Source organism: Pseudomonas sp. PsB, from assembly GCF_043658375.1.
Lineage (GTDB): Bacteria > Pseudomonadota > Gammaproteobacteria > Pseudomonadales > Pseudomonadaceae > Aquipseudomonas > Aquipseudomonas putida_Z.
The window spans coordinates 104,721-118,188 of sequence record NZ_JBIGLU010000004.1; the positions used below are offsets into that span (position 1 = coordinate 104,721).

Below are 13,468 nucleotides of genomic sequence, written 5' to 3' on the forward strand. Positions count from 1 at the left end.
GTGATCTGAACCCTTAAACTGCTTGCAGTTGCCGGTCAGCGTGGTAGGACGAGCGCACCAGCGGCCCGGAGGCCACGTTTCTGAACCCCATCGCCAAGGCCTGCTCGGCAAGCATGGCGAAGGTGTCAGGGTGCACGAAGCGCTGCACCGGCAGGTGGCTGCGGGACGGTTGCAGATACTGCCCCAGGGGCAGCATGTCAACCTGATGCTCACGCATGCGCTGCATCACCTCGACCACCTCGGCATCGGTCTCGCCCAGGCCGAGTATCAGGCCGGACTTTGTCGGTACCGCCGGCAGGCGTTGCTTGAAGCGCTCCAGCAGGTCCAGCAACCACTCGAAGTCCGAGCCCGGCCGTGCCGCCCGGTACAGGCGCGGCACGGTCTCCAGGTTGTGGTTGAACACGTCTGGCGGCTCTTGCGCCGTGATGTCCAGAGCAACGTCCATACGGCCACGGTAATCCGGCACCAGGGTTTCCAGCTGAATACCCGGCGACAGCCTGCGGATCTCGCGCAGGCAATCGGCGAAGTGGCGGGCACCGCCATCGCGCAGGTCGTCACGGTCCACCGAAGTGATCACCACATACTTCAGGCCAAGGTCGGCAATGGCGATGGCAAGGTTCGTCGGCTCATCGGCATCCAGTGGCTTGGGCCCTGATCGCGACTGAACGCTTTCGACCCAAAGCGGACATCTGTAACCGGGGCCGCTTCGCGGCCCATCGCCGGCAAGCGCGGCTCCCACAAGTACAGCGCATGCCTTAAGGCTGGTGATATTCCTGTGGGAGCCGGCTTGCCGGCGATGAGGCCTGCACTGACTACAGAGCTTTGGATCAGTGTCCGCTTTGGGTCGATAGCAGCCGTTCGTGAAAGCATTCCCAAACGGACTCAGCCCTGTCCAAATGTTCTTCGGGGATCCTGACACATTACGTTCCTGCGCCCACTCATTCGACAGTTTGCCGGGCTACACCCGAGCGCTGCTGGACTGTTTGTCTCTACCGCTAACCGGCAACGCTTGACTCTACCGTAAGGGGCAGACTTTACCCTTGGCTCTTCATCACCTGGAGTTCGTCATGAAGAGCAAACGCATGCTCGTAATCCTCGGCCACCCTTCGAACGACAGCTTTTGCGGCGCTGTGTCCGAACGTTATGTCGAGGCCGCCACGCAAGCAGGCCATGAGGTGCGCCTGCTGCGCCTGGACACCCTGGATTTCGATCCGGTCTTGCACGATGGCTATAACCAGGTCCAGTTGCTTGAGCCTGATTTGATCAACGCACAGAACGACATTGCCTGGGCCGAACACCTGACATTGGTGTACCCGATCTGGTGGGGCGGCATTCCGGCGTTGCTCAAGGGGTTCTTGGACCGCGTGTTTCTGCCCGGTTTTGCCTTCAAGTACTGCAAAGGCTCGCCCTTCCCGGATAAGCTGCTCAAGGGCCGCACGGCTCACCTTCTGGTGACCATGGACACGCCGCCGTGGTACTACCGGTGGGTGTATCGCATGCCGGGCCTGCACCAGATGCGCAAGACCACCCTGGAGTTCTGCGGCATAAAAACCCTGAAAACCCTGACCTTCGGTCCGGTATTGGGCTCCAGGCCGGAACAGCGTGAAGCCTGGCTCAAACAAGTCCAGGCAGTCGCCAGCCGCTGATCGGCCCCGGTCGTATCGTGCCCCTGCGCTGCCCAGCCGAGCCTCCCTGCTGCGACACCTTGTCCAACTTGGCTTCCAACCCCCTGACGCTTGTGCAAAGATGTCGCGCGCCGTACGAGCACGCGACATCTTTTCGCTTCCGATGCGTCAAAAAAGGGATTTTCATGTACATCGGCAAAGCCGCCCAGCTGTCGGGCACCACCGTCAAAAGCATTCGACATTACGAAGAAATCGGCCTCTTGCCCCCCCCGCAACGCGAAGGCAAGTACCGCATCTACAGCCAGCAAAGCGTAGAGCTGCTGACCTTCATCAAATGTGCTCAGCAACTCGGTTTCAAACTCAAGGAAATGCAGGCCATTCTGCAGGATCATCGCGGCCAGGAGCTGCCCTGGGATCTGGCCATGCAGGCCATCAATAACAAAAAGCAGGAATTGATGGGGCAGATCCAGGCCTTGCAGCAAGTGCATGACGGCTTGGTAGAGTTTGAGCTGAGCCTCAAAGATGCTCGGATGCAATGCCAGTTCGAACACCTGGAAAAAGCCCGCTGAATCCGCACCGCCGCCCCTGAACGGCCATGGCGCCCCGTGCCGTTTTCAACACGCAGGCGCCCCGGCGATTTAGCCTGGCACAGCCTCACCCCGCGGCTGCTCGCCCTCTTGCACTGCTGGTTGCGGCACAATCGAGGCAAAGAACCACGGCGAAATCAGCATTCTGTAGATGAACCAACCTTACTCCAGCCCTGCTCGCTGAATATCACCTGATGACTCATACCCAGGCGCCCAACGCCACGTCGGCGCGGACAGGTGTTCAAAGAAGAAATCGGAAACAGCTCTGATCTTCACTGGCCGAGTTCGCGCAGACGGTGTCACGAAATACAAGCCGCCCCGAGTCATACTCCACTCAGGCAAGATTCTTTCCAGGCGCCCATCCGCCAGATACTCACTCGCGATGAACTCAGGCAGTTCAGAGATGGCCATCCCTTCTAGCAGCATTGGGATCATCGCCTCCGAATTAGTGACACGCAAAGGCCCGGTAGGCACGACATCCTCTTCTACTCCAGATATATGCGTGAATCTCCAGACTTGCGTCCGAGCACGGTAGGCGTAGCTAAGGCAAAGCATACTTGCAAGCTCTCGGGGGTGCTTTGGCCTTCCGTGCTGATTGAGGTAGGCCGGTGAGGCGACAAGAAACTGAGTCACGGCACACAGTTTTCTAGCCACCAATGAAGAGTCGGGCAATGCAGCGATCCTCAAGGCCGCGTCGAAACCATCCGCGATCAGGTCAACCGAAGCGTCGGACAAATGGAGGTCTACCGAGAGCTCTGGATACTGCCGAATGAGTTGGGGCATCAAGGGCGCGACCCATCTCAAGCCGAACGACATGGGGATCGCGAGGCGAACCAGGCCGCGAGGTCGAACGGAGAGCTCCATTGCCTCGCCTTCCACCTCTTCGGCCTGTCGGTAGATTTCCCCAGCCTTGCCAGCCATGCTCTGGCCGAATTCGGTCAATGAAAGTTGTCGAGACGTGCGGTTGAACAGGCGCCCCCCCAGCCGCTCCTCCAGCCGTGCTACCGCCCTGGACACTGTGGGCACTGAAACGCCCATGACTCTGGCGGCGGCTGCGAACGAGCCCTCCTCAGCTACCTTGGCAAACATCGCCAGCCCTTCAAAATCCGGAAGTTTGCTCATTTCATTTCTGCAACGATGAGTTTCCAACAATTCTATTTTGGTTTTTCCCGGTCGTCGATACGCTTCTCCCAACGCAACATCACAAACACCGGAGATGATCATGACTGGCAAGCTTGAAAACAAAATCGCAATCGTGACTGGCGGAACCTCAGGCATCGGGCTGGCGACCGCCAAGCTTTTCGCTCAACAAGGCGCACGAGTATTCATCACCGGGCGCCGCCAGGTGGAGCTGGACAACGCCGTCGCACAGATTGGTAGCGCAGTCGGGGTTCGAGTGGATTCTTCCAAGCCGGACGAACTCGATGCCCTGTACCAACAGGTGGCTGCAGAGCACGGGCAAATCGACGTATTGTTCGCAAACGCAGGCGGTGGCTCGATGTTGCCTCTGGGAGACATTTCTGAAGAACACTACTACGACACTTTTGATCGTAACGTCAAAGGTACGCTGTTCACGGTTCAGAAAGCGCTGCCACTTCTGGCTCAAGGCGCTTCAGTGATTTTGACCGGTTCCACTGCCGCCAGCTCGGGCACACCCGCATTCAGCGTGTACGCGGCCTCCAAGGCTGCGGTGCGTGCCTTCGCCCGTAACTGGATCCTCGACCTTAAAGATCGCAACATCCGGGTCAACACCATCAGCCCCGGCGCGACTCGCACCCCGGGTCTGGTAGACCTCGCCGGGCCGGACGCAGCTCAGCAGCAAGGCCTGCTGGACTACCTGGCATCGCAGATTCCCTTGGGGCGCGTCGGCGAGCCTGAAGAGATTGCCAAAGCCGCTCTGTTCCTGGCGTCCAGCGACGCCAGCTTCGTCAACGGGGCCGAACTGTTCGTCGACGGTGGCCAGGCGCAAGTCTAACGAGTAAAGGCCGCGACAAATGCGGCCTTCCCTCACTGTTTGAGGAAGCCTGTCAGTTTCGTCTCGACCGTTCTATGGACATTGCCCCTTACCTCGAAACATTAAGAAATATTTTTGCTGAAATTTAGGTTGTACGACATCCTATCTACTGTGATCGACTACGCTCCGCTCTCACAAAAAAAACAATGGAGTCACCATGTCGAGCATACCTTCTGTCGAGGGGAAAACTGCCGTAACCCCTCAAAATCGCCTGTCAAAGCTGATCAAATTGCTTGGCCCCGGCGTCATCGCGGTTCTGTCGTGGTTGGGGGCAGGAGATCTGATAACCTCATCTGTCGCCGGGGCGAACTATGGTTACGCCATGATGTGGGTGCTGGCCGTTTCGCTCCTGCTCCGATACCTGATCGTAAACATCATCGCCCGCTTTCAGCTGTGCAATAACCAAGGGATGACCATTCTGCAGGGCTATGCGCAGCTGCACCCGGTGTTCGCCTGGTTCATGTTGGCCTATGCCCTGTTGATGGGGCACCTGATGAACGCCTACATGATCAAGGGTGCGGGGGAAGCGCTGGCGATGTTGCTGCGGATCGACTACCCACTGCTGTGCTCCATGGCCGTGGTGCTGGCCGTGTGGATGCTGGTGGGGCGCAACATCTACGCAATGATCGAAGGGGTCATGAAACTACTGTTGGCGGTGATGACCTTGGCCTTCCTGGCGCTGGCGGTGATGTCCGGCCCCGACGTGGCGGGTATCGTCAAAGGCACCATCGGCTTCAGCATTCCAGCCGATGAAGGCGTTCATGGTGCACTGCTGGTAGCGGTATCGGTGATCGGTGCCGTGGCAGGCTCGGTAGCCAACTTCGTGCACCCCTATGTCATGCGTGAAAAAGGCTGGGTCGGCCCGCAACACAAACGCATCCAGCGCAACGACCTGCTGTTTGCGGTATTCGTCGGTATCGTCATCAACCTGGCAATCTGGATCGTCGGCGCGGAAATCCTGCGGCCCAACGGCATCGAGGTGAAAACGCTCGGCGACCTGGGCAAGGCGTTGGAACTGTTCTTCGGCCCGATCGGCTGGTACATCTTCTTCGTAGGCGTATTCGCCACTTTGTTCGCCAGCATTTCTGGCAAGACCACTGCGTTCCCCATGCTGATCACCGACGCTTTCCAGCATGTGAAGCCCGAGCGGCGCGAACGCTATGGAAAGGAATTCCACAACGACCCGATGCACAAATGGTTCATGTTGTTCATCCTGGTGACGCCACTGGCCTGGTCGATCCCGGGTATGCCCGACTTCGTGAGCCTTACCATCGGTGTCAGCGCGCTGAACATCATCGGCCTGCCGGTGATCTCGCTGGGCCTGCTGATCATGTCCAACCAGAAATCGCTGCTGGGCAAGGCGTACCGCAACAACTGGTTCGAAAACATCGCGCTGGCCTTCGCCACTGGCCTGGCGTTATGGGTAGCCTTCCAGCTGGCAGTGGACCTTATCGCCTGAAGGTAACGGACAGCCCTGGCTCAATGTTGGCCAGGGCTGATTGGCGCTGCGCCTCGGCCTGATACCGGCGTGACCGGTATTTTTCTGCCTGCATTACACTACGCAGCGTACCACCGGACTTGTTGGTCTGAACTTTGCGGCCCACCTTGGCTTCCCCTGCATATCCATCACGCAAAGATGCCTAGCAGAAGGCTGACATTTTCGAGATCTACAGGGGTTCGCAAAATGATCGATCAAGCGACAGGTATGAAATCAGGTGAACGCTATCGCGTGGAAAACGTGGAGCGGGCACATCAGTTCCCAGGCTTCTTCCAGGACGGGAAGTACTACCTCGGCCCTGAGCTTCTGACCGCCGTGGGTTGGATCGAGGGCACGCGTTTCATCTACGACAGCGTGGATGCCGAGGGTGAACCCGTGTTTCCGAACCGGGAGGCTGGCACGGTTGAAGGGCTGACGTTGACCCTGGTCGACGGCACCGCTCTTGAAATCTCTCGGATCGAAGCCAGCGAAACGATCGCGCCAGTTGACGACCAGACTACGTCTGGCAAAGAGCGGGAATCGCCCCGAGAGGGCTATCCGAGCAGAGGGCCGCTGCGCGGCAAAGTCGTGGTCATCACTGGCGCTTCCAGCGGTATCGGCCGTGCCGCCGCGCACGCATTTGCCTGCAAGGGTGCTCGCTTGGTGCTTGCCGCACGCGATGAACCAGCGTTGTTCGACGTCCTGGACGAATGCACCGACTGCGGGACGGATGCCATAGCGATCACGACCGATGTCACCCGCAACGACCAGGTGCAAGCGCTGGCCGCGCAGGCAGCAGAATTCGGCCACGGACGAATCGATATCTGGATCAACAACGCCGGCGTTGGGGCGGTCGGCAATTTCGAGGAAACACCACTGGAGGCCCACGAGCAGGTCATCCAGACCGACCTGATGGGTTACCTGCGCGGCGCTTTTGTAGCCCTTCCCCTGTTCAAGGCCCAAGGCAGCGGCATCCTGATCAACACGCTGTCACTGGGCAGTTGGGTGGCCCAACCCTATGCAGCCGCGTACTCGGCGAGCAAGTTCGGCTTGCGTGGGCTGACTGAGGCGCTGCGAGGGGAATTGACGGCGTTCCCCGAGATCCACGTGTGCGATATCTATCCGGCCGTCATGGACACACCGGGCTTCCGAGACGGCGGCAACTACACAGGCCATGCGCTGACGCCTCCGGGCCCTGTATATGATCCCGAACTTGTGGCGAAGGCCATGGTGGCCTGCGCAATCTCACCACGCGCTCACACCACGGTCGGTGCCACAGCCCGCCTGGCGCATCTGGCCAGTTACCTGGTACCAGGCCTGCCCCTGTTATCGGGGTGGCTGACGCGTCGGGGGATAAACCGCAGTCCCAAAGCCGAAACATCATCTGGCAACCTCTTTGAGCCGCCGAGTGGCAGGAGGAGTATCGATGGGGGCTGGAGGAAATCAAAAGACAAGACGCCTGTACTGATCGGCGCAGCGGCGCTTGGAGTGATCGTAGGTCTTGCAATCACCTTTTCACGACGCAGGAGCTGAACGACCGTGCCGTCAAAGTCGACGCAAGTCAGAATCCCCCAGAGGTTCGCGTACAAAGCTCTGTGGCGCCACAGTCGCCCGCACGGGTTCTTTCGCGCAACCCGTCGGGACGAGCAGAAAGCAGTGGAGCAAACGCCCCCCTGCCTGACGTCCGAGTTGAACACAGACTTTCCTGTGTGACGACATGAGGTGAAAGATCATGGCTGACAACCAATCCAATCGTGGCCACCAAGGTGGTACCGCACAGAACAACCCAGGCAACTTTGCCAATGACCGTGAGAAGGCATCGGAGGCAGGTCGCAAAGGCGGCCAGAGCTCTGGGGGCAATTTTGCCAACGACCGTGAGCGCGCCTCCGAGGCTGGACGCAAAGGCGGACAGAACAGTCACGGCGGCGGTCGTGGTAGCGAAAATCGCTAACTTGAAATGAGTTCGGCCAGGGTGCACGGCGCCCTGGCCTTTTTTCAAATTGAACGCAGCGGCCACCACACGTGCTGCGTCGGTTTCAAGCTACACCGAAGCAGTGAGCCGCCCTTTCCACGCTTCGTATCTGGCAAGCAGCGGTTGAACGCTCAATCCGTGCAGCAGAATGCTTAGCGCCACCACCGATAGAACCAGGTTGATACTCTGCGCGGCTGACGTGGCAAGCAGCCCGTGATTGAGGGCATAGAACAGATAGTAGAAACTGCCGATTCCTCGAATGCCAAACCATCCCAATAGCCCACGCTGCCGGATATCCAGCATTCCTCGAGCCGGAAACACGAGGATGCTCAAGGGACGAATCAGCAGGAAAAGCGCTGCGGCGACGATCAAGGCCCGCCAGTCCCAATGCTCGATGAGTACTACCCCGAGCATGGTCACCAGAAACACCTCCATTGCCCGTTCGATCAAGCTGCCGAAAGCCAGCATATCCCCCAACATGATGCCTGCTGCCACCTGCGAGTCGTCGAGGCCTTGCACATCACCTTTGACGGCCATCTCCGGCGCCACATGCTGGTGGCCTACCACGGGCTGTACCAGGTGTTCAGCAGCCGGCTCTTCGGGGCCATTGGAGGTCTGAACCTCTGCCTGGCGTAAACCGAGGCCAGCAGCGAACACCGCTAAAAACCCATAGGCCTGAATCGACTCGGCGCTCACGTAAGCCAGCGCAATCAGGGCAAGGGCCAGATAGTCATTGGGCGACACGGTACTGTCGTCGTTGCGCAGGCGCAAAAAGAGCGTGAGCTTGCCCAGGCCGCGCCCCATCCAGTAACCAAGCAACAGGCCTGCGGTCACTGCCCACAGCATGTCCTTGAACAACCAGTCACTGAACCATGCCTGGCCGGTATCCTGCTGAAGGAACAACCCGAGGATGACGAAGGGGAACGCCACGCCATCGTTGAGCCCTGCCTCGCCAGACAAGCTGAAACGCACCGGATCATCATCCCGGGCATCAACCACCTGTACCAGGGTGGCAAGCACGGGGTCTGTGGGTGCGAGTATCGCCCCGATCAATACCGATATGCCCCACCCCAGGTTCAGGCCATGATGCAGCACCAGCGTTACCCCACCGATGCAGACCAACATCACCGGCCCTGCCAGGTAGAAGGCGCACCACCATCTGCGGTCATGCAAGGGCAGGCGCAACTTCAAGCCACTGAAGAACAGCGAAAACAGCACAGCGACTTCGGTGAGGTGCTCCATCCAGCCGCTCGCCTTGCTCAGGTCCAGATGAAGAAAACCCAACCCCGATGTGCCCAGGCCGATACCCAGGGCAAGGCACACCACGGACGAAGTCACAGGGATCCATCGCAGGTAGGAGGATGAGAGCGCCAGTAGCAGCAAGACGGCGCCCAGCATGGCGAACCAGACGATGAAGGTCATCTGCGCACAAGCCTTGAAAGAGTTTTCGACTACATTTTGGACTTTCTGGCGAAACAGGTCGTTCCGCTGCATTGCACGTAACTCATTGGGTAATGTACCCCGCACCGCTCATCGTACCGAATGCAGATTGAAACCAACAAAACCAGGGCCAATCGTTTCAAACCGGTATTAACGTTCTCAACTGCAGGAGCGACTACCGTGCGAGACTTCCCTACTCCGCCCTTCCCCCCCCAGCCTCAAGACGTCCCCGGTTCTCAGCGGAAGATGGAGCCGTATCCAGACTGCGGAGAGCAGTCGTATACCGGTCAGAACCGACTGGAAGGCAAAATTGCACTTATCACTGGAGCGGACAGCGGTATCGGCCGGGCGGTAGCCATCGCCTACGCCCGCGAAGGAGCCGACGTTGCCATCGCCTACCTCAATGAGCATGAAGACGCGCAAGAAACAGCGCGCTGGGTTAAGGCAGCGGGCCGACAATGCCTGCTGTTGCCAGGGGACTTGGCGCAGAAACAGCACTGCTACGACATCGTCGAAAAGACAGTCGAACAGTTCGGGCGTATCGACATTCTGGTCAATAACGCGGCGTTCCAGATGTCCCACGAAACCCTGGAAGAAATCGACGATGATGAATGGGTAAAAACCTTCGATACCAACATCACCGCCATCTTTCGAATCTGCCAGGCGGCAATCGCTTCCATGCCAAAGGGGAGTTCGATCATCAATACGAGCTCGGTCAACTCCGACGACCCCTCTCCAAGCTTGCTGGCCTATGCAACGACCAAAGGTGCGATTGCCAACTTCACTGCTGGCTTGGCTCAACTACTCGGAAAAAAGGGAATCCGAGTGAACAGCGTGGCACCGGGGCCTATCTGGACGCCTCTGATTCCCTCCACCATGCCAGACGAAGCGGTCAGGAACTTCGGTTCGAAAACACCGTTGGGCCGTCCTGGGCAACCGGTGGAAGTCGCCCCGATCTACGTATTGCTGGGCTCCGACGAGGCCAGTTACATCAGTGGTTCACGTTACGGAGTTACTGGCGGCAAACCGATCCTCTAGAAAATTGCTGGGAAAAACATGCCGTACGGACGCATCCCGTACGGCACCCGGCAGCCATAACGCCTACACAGCGCGCGGATGCATCGGTCATAGCAGCTCGGGGAATGCAGCGCCAAGCAGGCCCGGATCCTTCAGGATCGATGCGCTGCTGGCGATATCCGGTGCCAGCCAACGGTCCTGGGCATACGCCGGGACCCGTTCGCGCAACAACCGCCAAGCAACGCTGGTACCCGCGCCAAAGCGCTGCTCCTTGAGGAACTCGAATGCCTGGGCCGCCAACAGGTATTCGATGGCGAGGATCTGCGTGCAGTTCTCCAGGGCGCGGTGCAGCTTCAACCCGGCATTGGTGCCCATGCTCAGATGGTCCTCCTGCAGGCCGGAGGTGACGTAGTTGTCGACGACTGCCGGTTGTGCCAGCTGACGGTTTTCCGCACACAGTGAAGCGGCCACGTACTGGACAATCATCATGCCCGAATTCACCCCCGGCTGGCTGACCAGGAAGGCCGGCAAGCCGCTGACCAACGGGTTGATCAGGCGATCGAGACGACGCTCGGCAATCGCCCCGATCTCGGCCACCGCGATAGCCAGCAAGTCGGCCGCCATGGCCACCGACTGGCCGTGCGGATTCGCCTGGGAAACTACCCGATACGACTCGGGCGTACCCAGCAGCATCGGGTTGTCGGTGGTGGAGTTGAGTTCGGTTTCGATCTGCCGCGCAGCGTGTTCCAGCTGATCGCGCGCGGCGCCATGAACCTGCGGGATCGAGCGAATGCTCAAGGCATCCTGGGTGCGAATGCCTTGGCTGCTGGCAATGATTTCGCTGCCGTCGAGCAGGCGCCGCAGGTTACTGCCCACGCGCTGCATGCCGGGGTGCGGTTTCATCGCGATGATTTCAGGGTCGAAGGCATCAAGCTGGCCGCGCAGGGCCTCGAAGCTCATGGCGCTGATAACGTCCGCCCATTGGCTCAACCGAGTGGCGTCGTCCAGCGACAAGCAGCTCAGGCCGGTCATGCAAGGGGTACCGTTGACCAGGCACAGGCCATCCTTGGCACCCAGTTTGACCGGCGCCAGGCCGACCTCGGCCAAGGCCTGCTGCGCCGGCATGATCTGGCCGCGATAGCTGACCTGGCCGACGCCCAGCAAGCTGATGCTGATATGCGCCATGTGGGTCAGGTACCCCACCGACCCTTGCTTCGGCACCTGCGGGGTGATGTGCTGGTTGAGCAGGGTCAGCAGCGCCTCGACCACCTTGCGCTGCAGGCCGGAACGGCCCTGGCAGAAATTGATGATCGCCGCGCACATGATCGCCCGGGTCTGTTCATCCGACAGCGCCGTACCCACGCCACAGGCATGGCTGAGCAAAGTGTTGTGCGACAGCTGGCTGAGTTGTTCGTCCTGCAACGAGACATTGCACAAGGCGCCAAGCCCGGTATTGACGCCATAGGCGCGGTCACCGCTGGAAACGATGCGCTGGACAATCGCCTGGGCGTTCTCGATCCGCGCCCAGGCCGATGGGGCCAGCTCAAGCTTCGCGCCATGCCGGGCCACAGCCACCACGTCCTGCCAACGCACTGGCGCCTCGGCGATGATGATTCTTTCGGCAAACGACATACACGCGTTCCTTAAAGCGAAGCTACGCGACGCTGCACGAAACGATCGACGTATTCGTCCGCAGGCTGGTAGAGGATTTCTTTCGGTGTGCCGACCTGGACCAGGCGACCGTCCTTGAGAATGGCAATCCGGTTGCCGATACGCACCGCCTCGTCCAGGTCGTGCGTGATGAAGACGATGGTCTTGTGCAGGGTCTTCTGCAGCTCCAGCAACTGGTCCTGCATTTCGGCGCGAATCAGTGGGTCGAGCGCACTGAAGGCTTCATCCATCAGGATGATGTCGGTGTCGGCAGCCAGGGCGCGGGCCAGGCCGACGCGCTGACGCATGCCACCCGACAACTGGTGCGGGTACGACTTTTCGTAACCCTTGAGGCCCACGGTGTTGATCCAGTGCAGGGCACGCTCTGTGCACATGGCCTTGCTCTCGCCACGGACTTTCAGGCCGTAGGCGACGTTGTCCAGCACGGTGCGGTGCGGCAACAGGCCGAAGCTCTGAAACACCATGCTGATCTTGTGCCGGCGGAATTCGCGCAGGGCCTCCATGTCGTACTGCAGAATGTCTTCGCCATCGACCAGGATCTGGCCGCTGGTCGGGTCGATCAGGCGGTTGAAGTGGCGCACCAGGGTCGACTTGCCCGAGCCCGACAGCCCCATGATCACGAAGATCTCGCCGCTGCCGATGGACAACGAGAGATCGTTGACCCCGACCACGCAGCCGGTTTCGGCCAGGACCTGATCCTTGGCTTTTTGCTGGCGGATCAGTTTCAGGGCATCTTCGGCGCGAGCACCGAATATCTTGAAGACATTCTTGACTTCGATCTTGTTCATTGTCTGTTTGGCGCTCATTTGCCCACCCCATGCCGTGGTCGGCCATAGGCCTGGGTAATGCGGTCGATCACGACCGCCAGAATCACGATGGCCAGGCCTGCTTCGAGGCCGCGGCCCACATTCAGGGTCTGGATGCCGACCAAAACGTCTTCACCCAGGCCGCGGGCACCGATCATCGAGGCGATGACCACCATCGACAGGGCCATCATGGTGGTCTGGTTGATACCGGCCATGATGCTCGGCAACGCCAGTGGCAGCTGCACGCCGAACAGTTGCTGCATGCGATTGGCACCGAAAGCGTTGATCGCCTCCATGACCTCGCCATCCACCTGGCGAATGCCCAGGTCGGTCAGGCGAATCAACGGCGGCGCGGCATAGATGACGGTGGCGAAGATCGCCGGCACCTTGCCCAGGCCGAACAGCATCAGCACCGGTATCAGGTACACGAAGCTGGGCATGGTCTGCATGATGTCGAGCAGCGGCATCAACACCGCCCGCAGGCGATCGTTGCGCGCCGACAGCACACCCAGCGGAATGCCGACCAGGACCGATATCAGCGTTGCGACCAGCATCAGCGCCAGGGTCTGCATCAGCTTGTCCCAGAGGCCGACCGCGCCGACCAGGAACAGCAAGCCGACGATCACGGCAGTGGTCACGACTTTGCGGGTGGCGTGCCAGGCGATACCGGCGACGATGGCCAGCATCAGCCACCAGGGCAATGCGCGCAGCAGGCCTTCGAGGTTGACGATGGCCCACAGCAGGGTGTCGGAGATGTGCCGGAACACATCACCGTAGTTTGTTACAAGCGCATCGACCCAGCCATTGACCCAGTCGGCAATGGAAAACGTGAAGTTCTTGGGAAACATGGAATTCTCTC

13 protein-coding genes are annotated in these 13,468 nt (G+C 59.7%); 7 read left to right on the plus strand and 6 right to left on the minus strand.

Going from position 1 to position 13,468, the window contains the following annotated elements:
* Window positions 1–13: 13 nt before the first annotated feature.
* Window positions 14–919, minus strand: a complete 906-nt coding sequence (locus tag ACGLHT_RS08180; RefSeq protein WP_337993812.1) for a lipoyl synthase — start codon at window positions 917–919, stop codon at window positions 14–16.
* A gap of 148 nt (window positions 920–1,067) precedes the next feature.
* Here ACGLHT_RS08180 and ACGLHT_RS08185 point away from each other — a divergent pair, with 148 nt between their 5' ends.
* Both ACGLHT_RS08185 and ACGLHT_RS08190 read left to right on the plus strand, forming a co-directional pair.
* On the plus strand, window positions 1,068–1,646 hold the full coding sequence (locus tag ACGLHT_RS08185) for an NAD(P)H-dependent oxidoreductase (protein WP_274119930.1): 579 nt from the start codon (window positions 1,068–1,070) through the stop codon (window positions 1,644–1,646).
* Between the two features lie 164 nt (window positions 1,647–1,810).
* On the plus strand, window positions 1,811–2,194 hold the full coding sequence (locus ACGLHT_RS08190) for a MerR family transcriptional regulator (protein WP_137164188.1): 384 nt from the start codon (window positions 1,811–1,813) through the stop codon (window positions 2,192–2,194).
* Between the two features lie 180 nt (window positions 2,195–2,374).
* Here the strand turns inward: ACGLHT_RS08190 and ACGLHT_RS08195 are convergent, their stop codons facing one another.
* Window positions 2,375–3,334: a LysR family transcriptional regulator gene (locus ACGLHT_RS08195; RefSeq protein ID WP_137164817.1), complete on the minus strand. Its 960-nt coding sequence runs from the start codon at window positions 3,332–3,334 to the stop codon at window positions 2,375–2,377.
* 100 nt (window positions 3,335–3,434) lie between these two features.
* Between ACGLHT_RS08195 and ACGLHT_RS08200 the strand changes: the two genes are divergently transcribed.
* The 4 genes from ACGLHT_RS08200 (at window position 3,435) to ACGLHT_RS08215 (ending at window position 7,654) form a co-directional block, all read left to right on the plus strand.
* Complete coding sequence (locus tag ACGLHT_RS08200; protein WP_274078420.1) at window positions 3,435–4,187, plus strand: SDR family NAD(P)-dependent oxidoreductase; 753 nt, start codon at window positions 3,435–3,437, stop codon at window positions 4,185–4,187.
* A gap of 196 nt (window positions 4,188–4,383) precedes the next feature.
* Entirely contained in the window at window positions 4,384–5,685 is a 1,302-nt protein-coding gene (locus ACGLHT_RS08205; RefSeq protein ID WP_137164189.1) for an Nramp family divalent metal transporter, read from the plus strand.
* Window positions 5,686–5,910: 225 nt separating this feature from the next.
* Window positions 5,911–7,236, plus strand: coding sequence for an SDR family oxidoreductase (locus ACGLHT_RS08210; protein WP_274119931.1), 1,326 nt, complete (start codon window positions 5,911–5,913; stop codon window positions 7,234–7,236).
* 199 nt (window positions 7,237–7,435) lie between these two features.
* Window positions 7,436–7,654 (plus strand): general stress protein, encoded by a 219-nt coding sequence (locus tag ACGLHT_RS08215; RefSeq protein WP_003256807.1) that lies wholly within the window; start codon window positions 7,436–7,438, stop codon window positions 7,652–7,654.
* A gap of 90 nt (window positions 7,655–7,744) precedes the next feature.
* On the opposite strand, the gene ACGLHT_RS08220 is transcribed toward ACGLHT_RS08215, so the two are convergent.
* Window positions 7,745–9,097 (minus strand): sodium:proton antiporter, encoded by a 1,353-nt coding sequence (locus ACGLHT_RS08220; RefSeq protein ID WP_137164818.1) that lies wholly within the window; start codon window positions 9,095–9,097, stop codon window positions 7,745–7,747.
* A 198-nt stretch (window positions 9,098–9,295) separates the two neighbouring features.
* Here ACGLHT_RS08220 and ACGLHT_RS08225 point away from each other — a divergent pair, with 198 nt between their 5' ends.
* Window positions 9,296–10,153 carry an SDR family oxidoreductase gene (locus ACGLHT_RS08225; RefSeq protein ID WP_137164819.1) on the plus strand — a complete coding sequence of 286 codons (858 nt, stop codon included), beginning with the start codon at window positions 9,296–9,298 and terminating at the stop codon, window positions 10,151–10,153.
* An 87-nt stretch (window positions 10,154–10,240) separates the two neighbouring features.
* Here ACGLHT_RS08225 and hutH read toward each other — a convergent pair whose 3' ends face one another.
* The 3 genes from hutH to ACGLHT_RS08240 are packed head-to-tail and all read right to left on the minus strand — an operon-like array spanning window position 10,241 to window position 13,457.
* Complete coding sequence (gene hutH, locus ACGLHT_RS08230) at window positions 10,241–11,764, minus strand: histidine ammonia-lyase (RefSeq protein WP_038408167.1); 1,524 nt, start codon at window positions 11,762–11,764, stop codon at window positions 10,241–10,243.
* An 11-nt stretch (window positions 11,765–11,775) separates the two neighbouring features.
* Window positions 11,776–12,609 carry a glycine betaine/L-proline ABC transporter ATP-binding protein gene (locus tag ACGLHT_RS08235; RefSeq protein WP_081742278.1) on the minus strand — a complete coding sequence of 278 codons (834 nt, stop codon included), beginning with the start codon at window positions 12,607–12,609 and terminating at the stop codon, window positions 11,776–11,778.
* The gene (locus ACGLHT_RS08240) at window positions 12,606–13,457 is read right to left on the minus strand and encodes a proline/glycine betaine ABC transporter permease (RefSeq protein WP_137164191.1); all 852 of its coding nucleotides are present in this window, start codon (window positions 13,455–13,457) and stop codon (window positions 12,606–12,608) included. Before ACGLHT_RS08240 ends, ACGLHT_RS08235 begins: the two co-directional genes overlap by 4 nt.
* Between the last annotated feature and the right edge of the window lie 11 nt (window positions 13,458–13,468).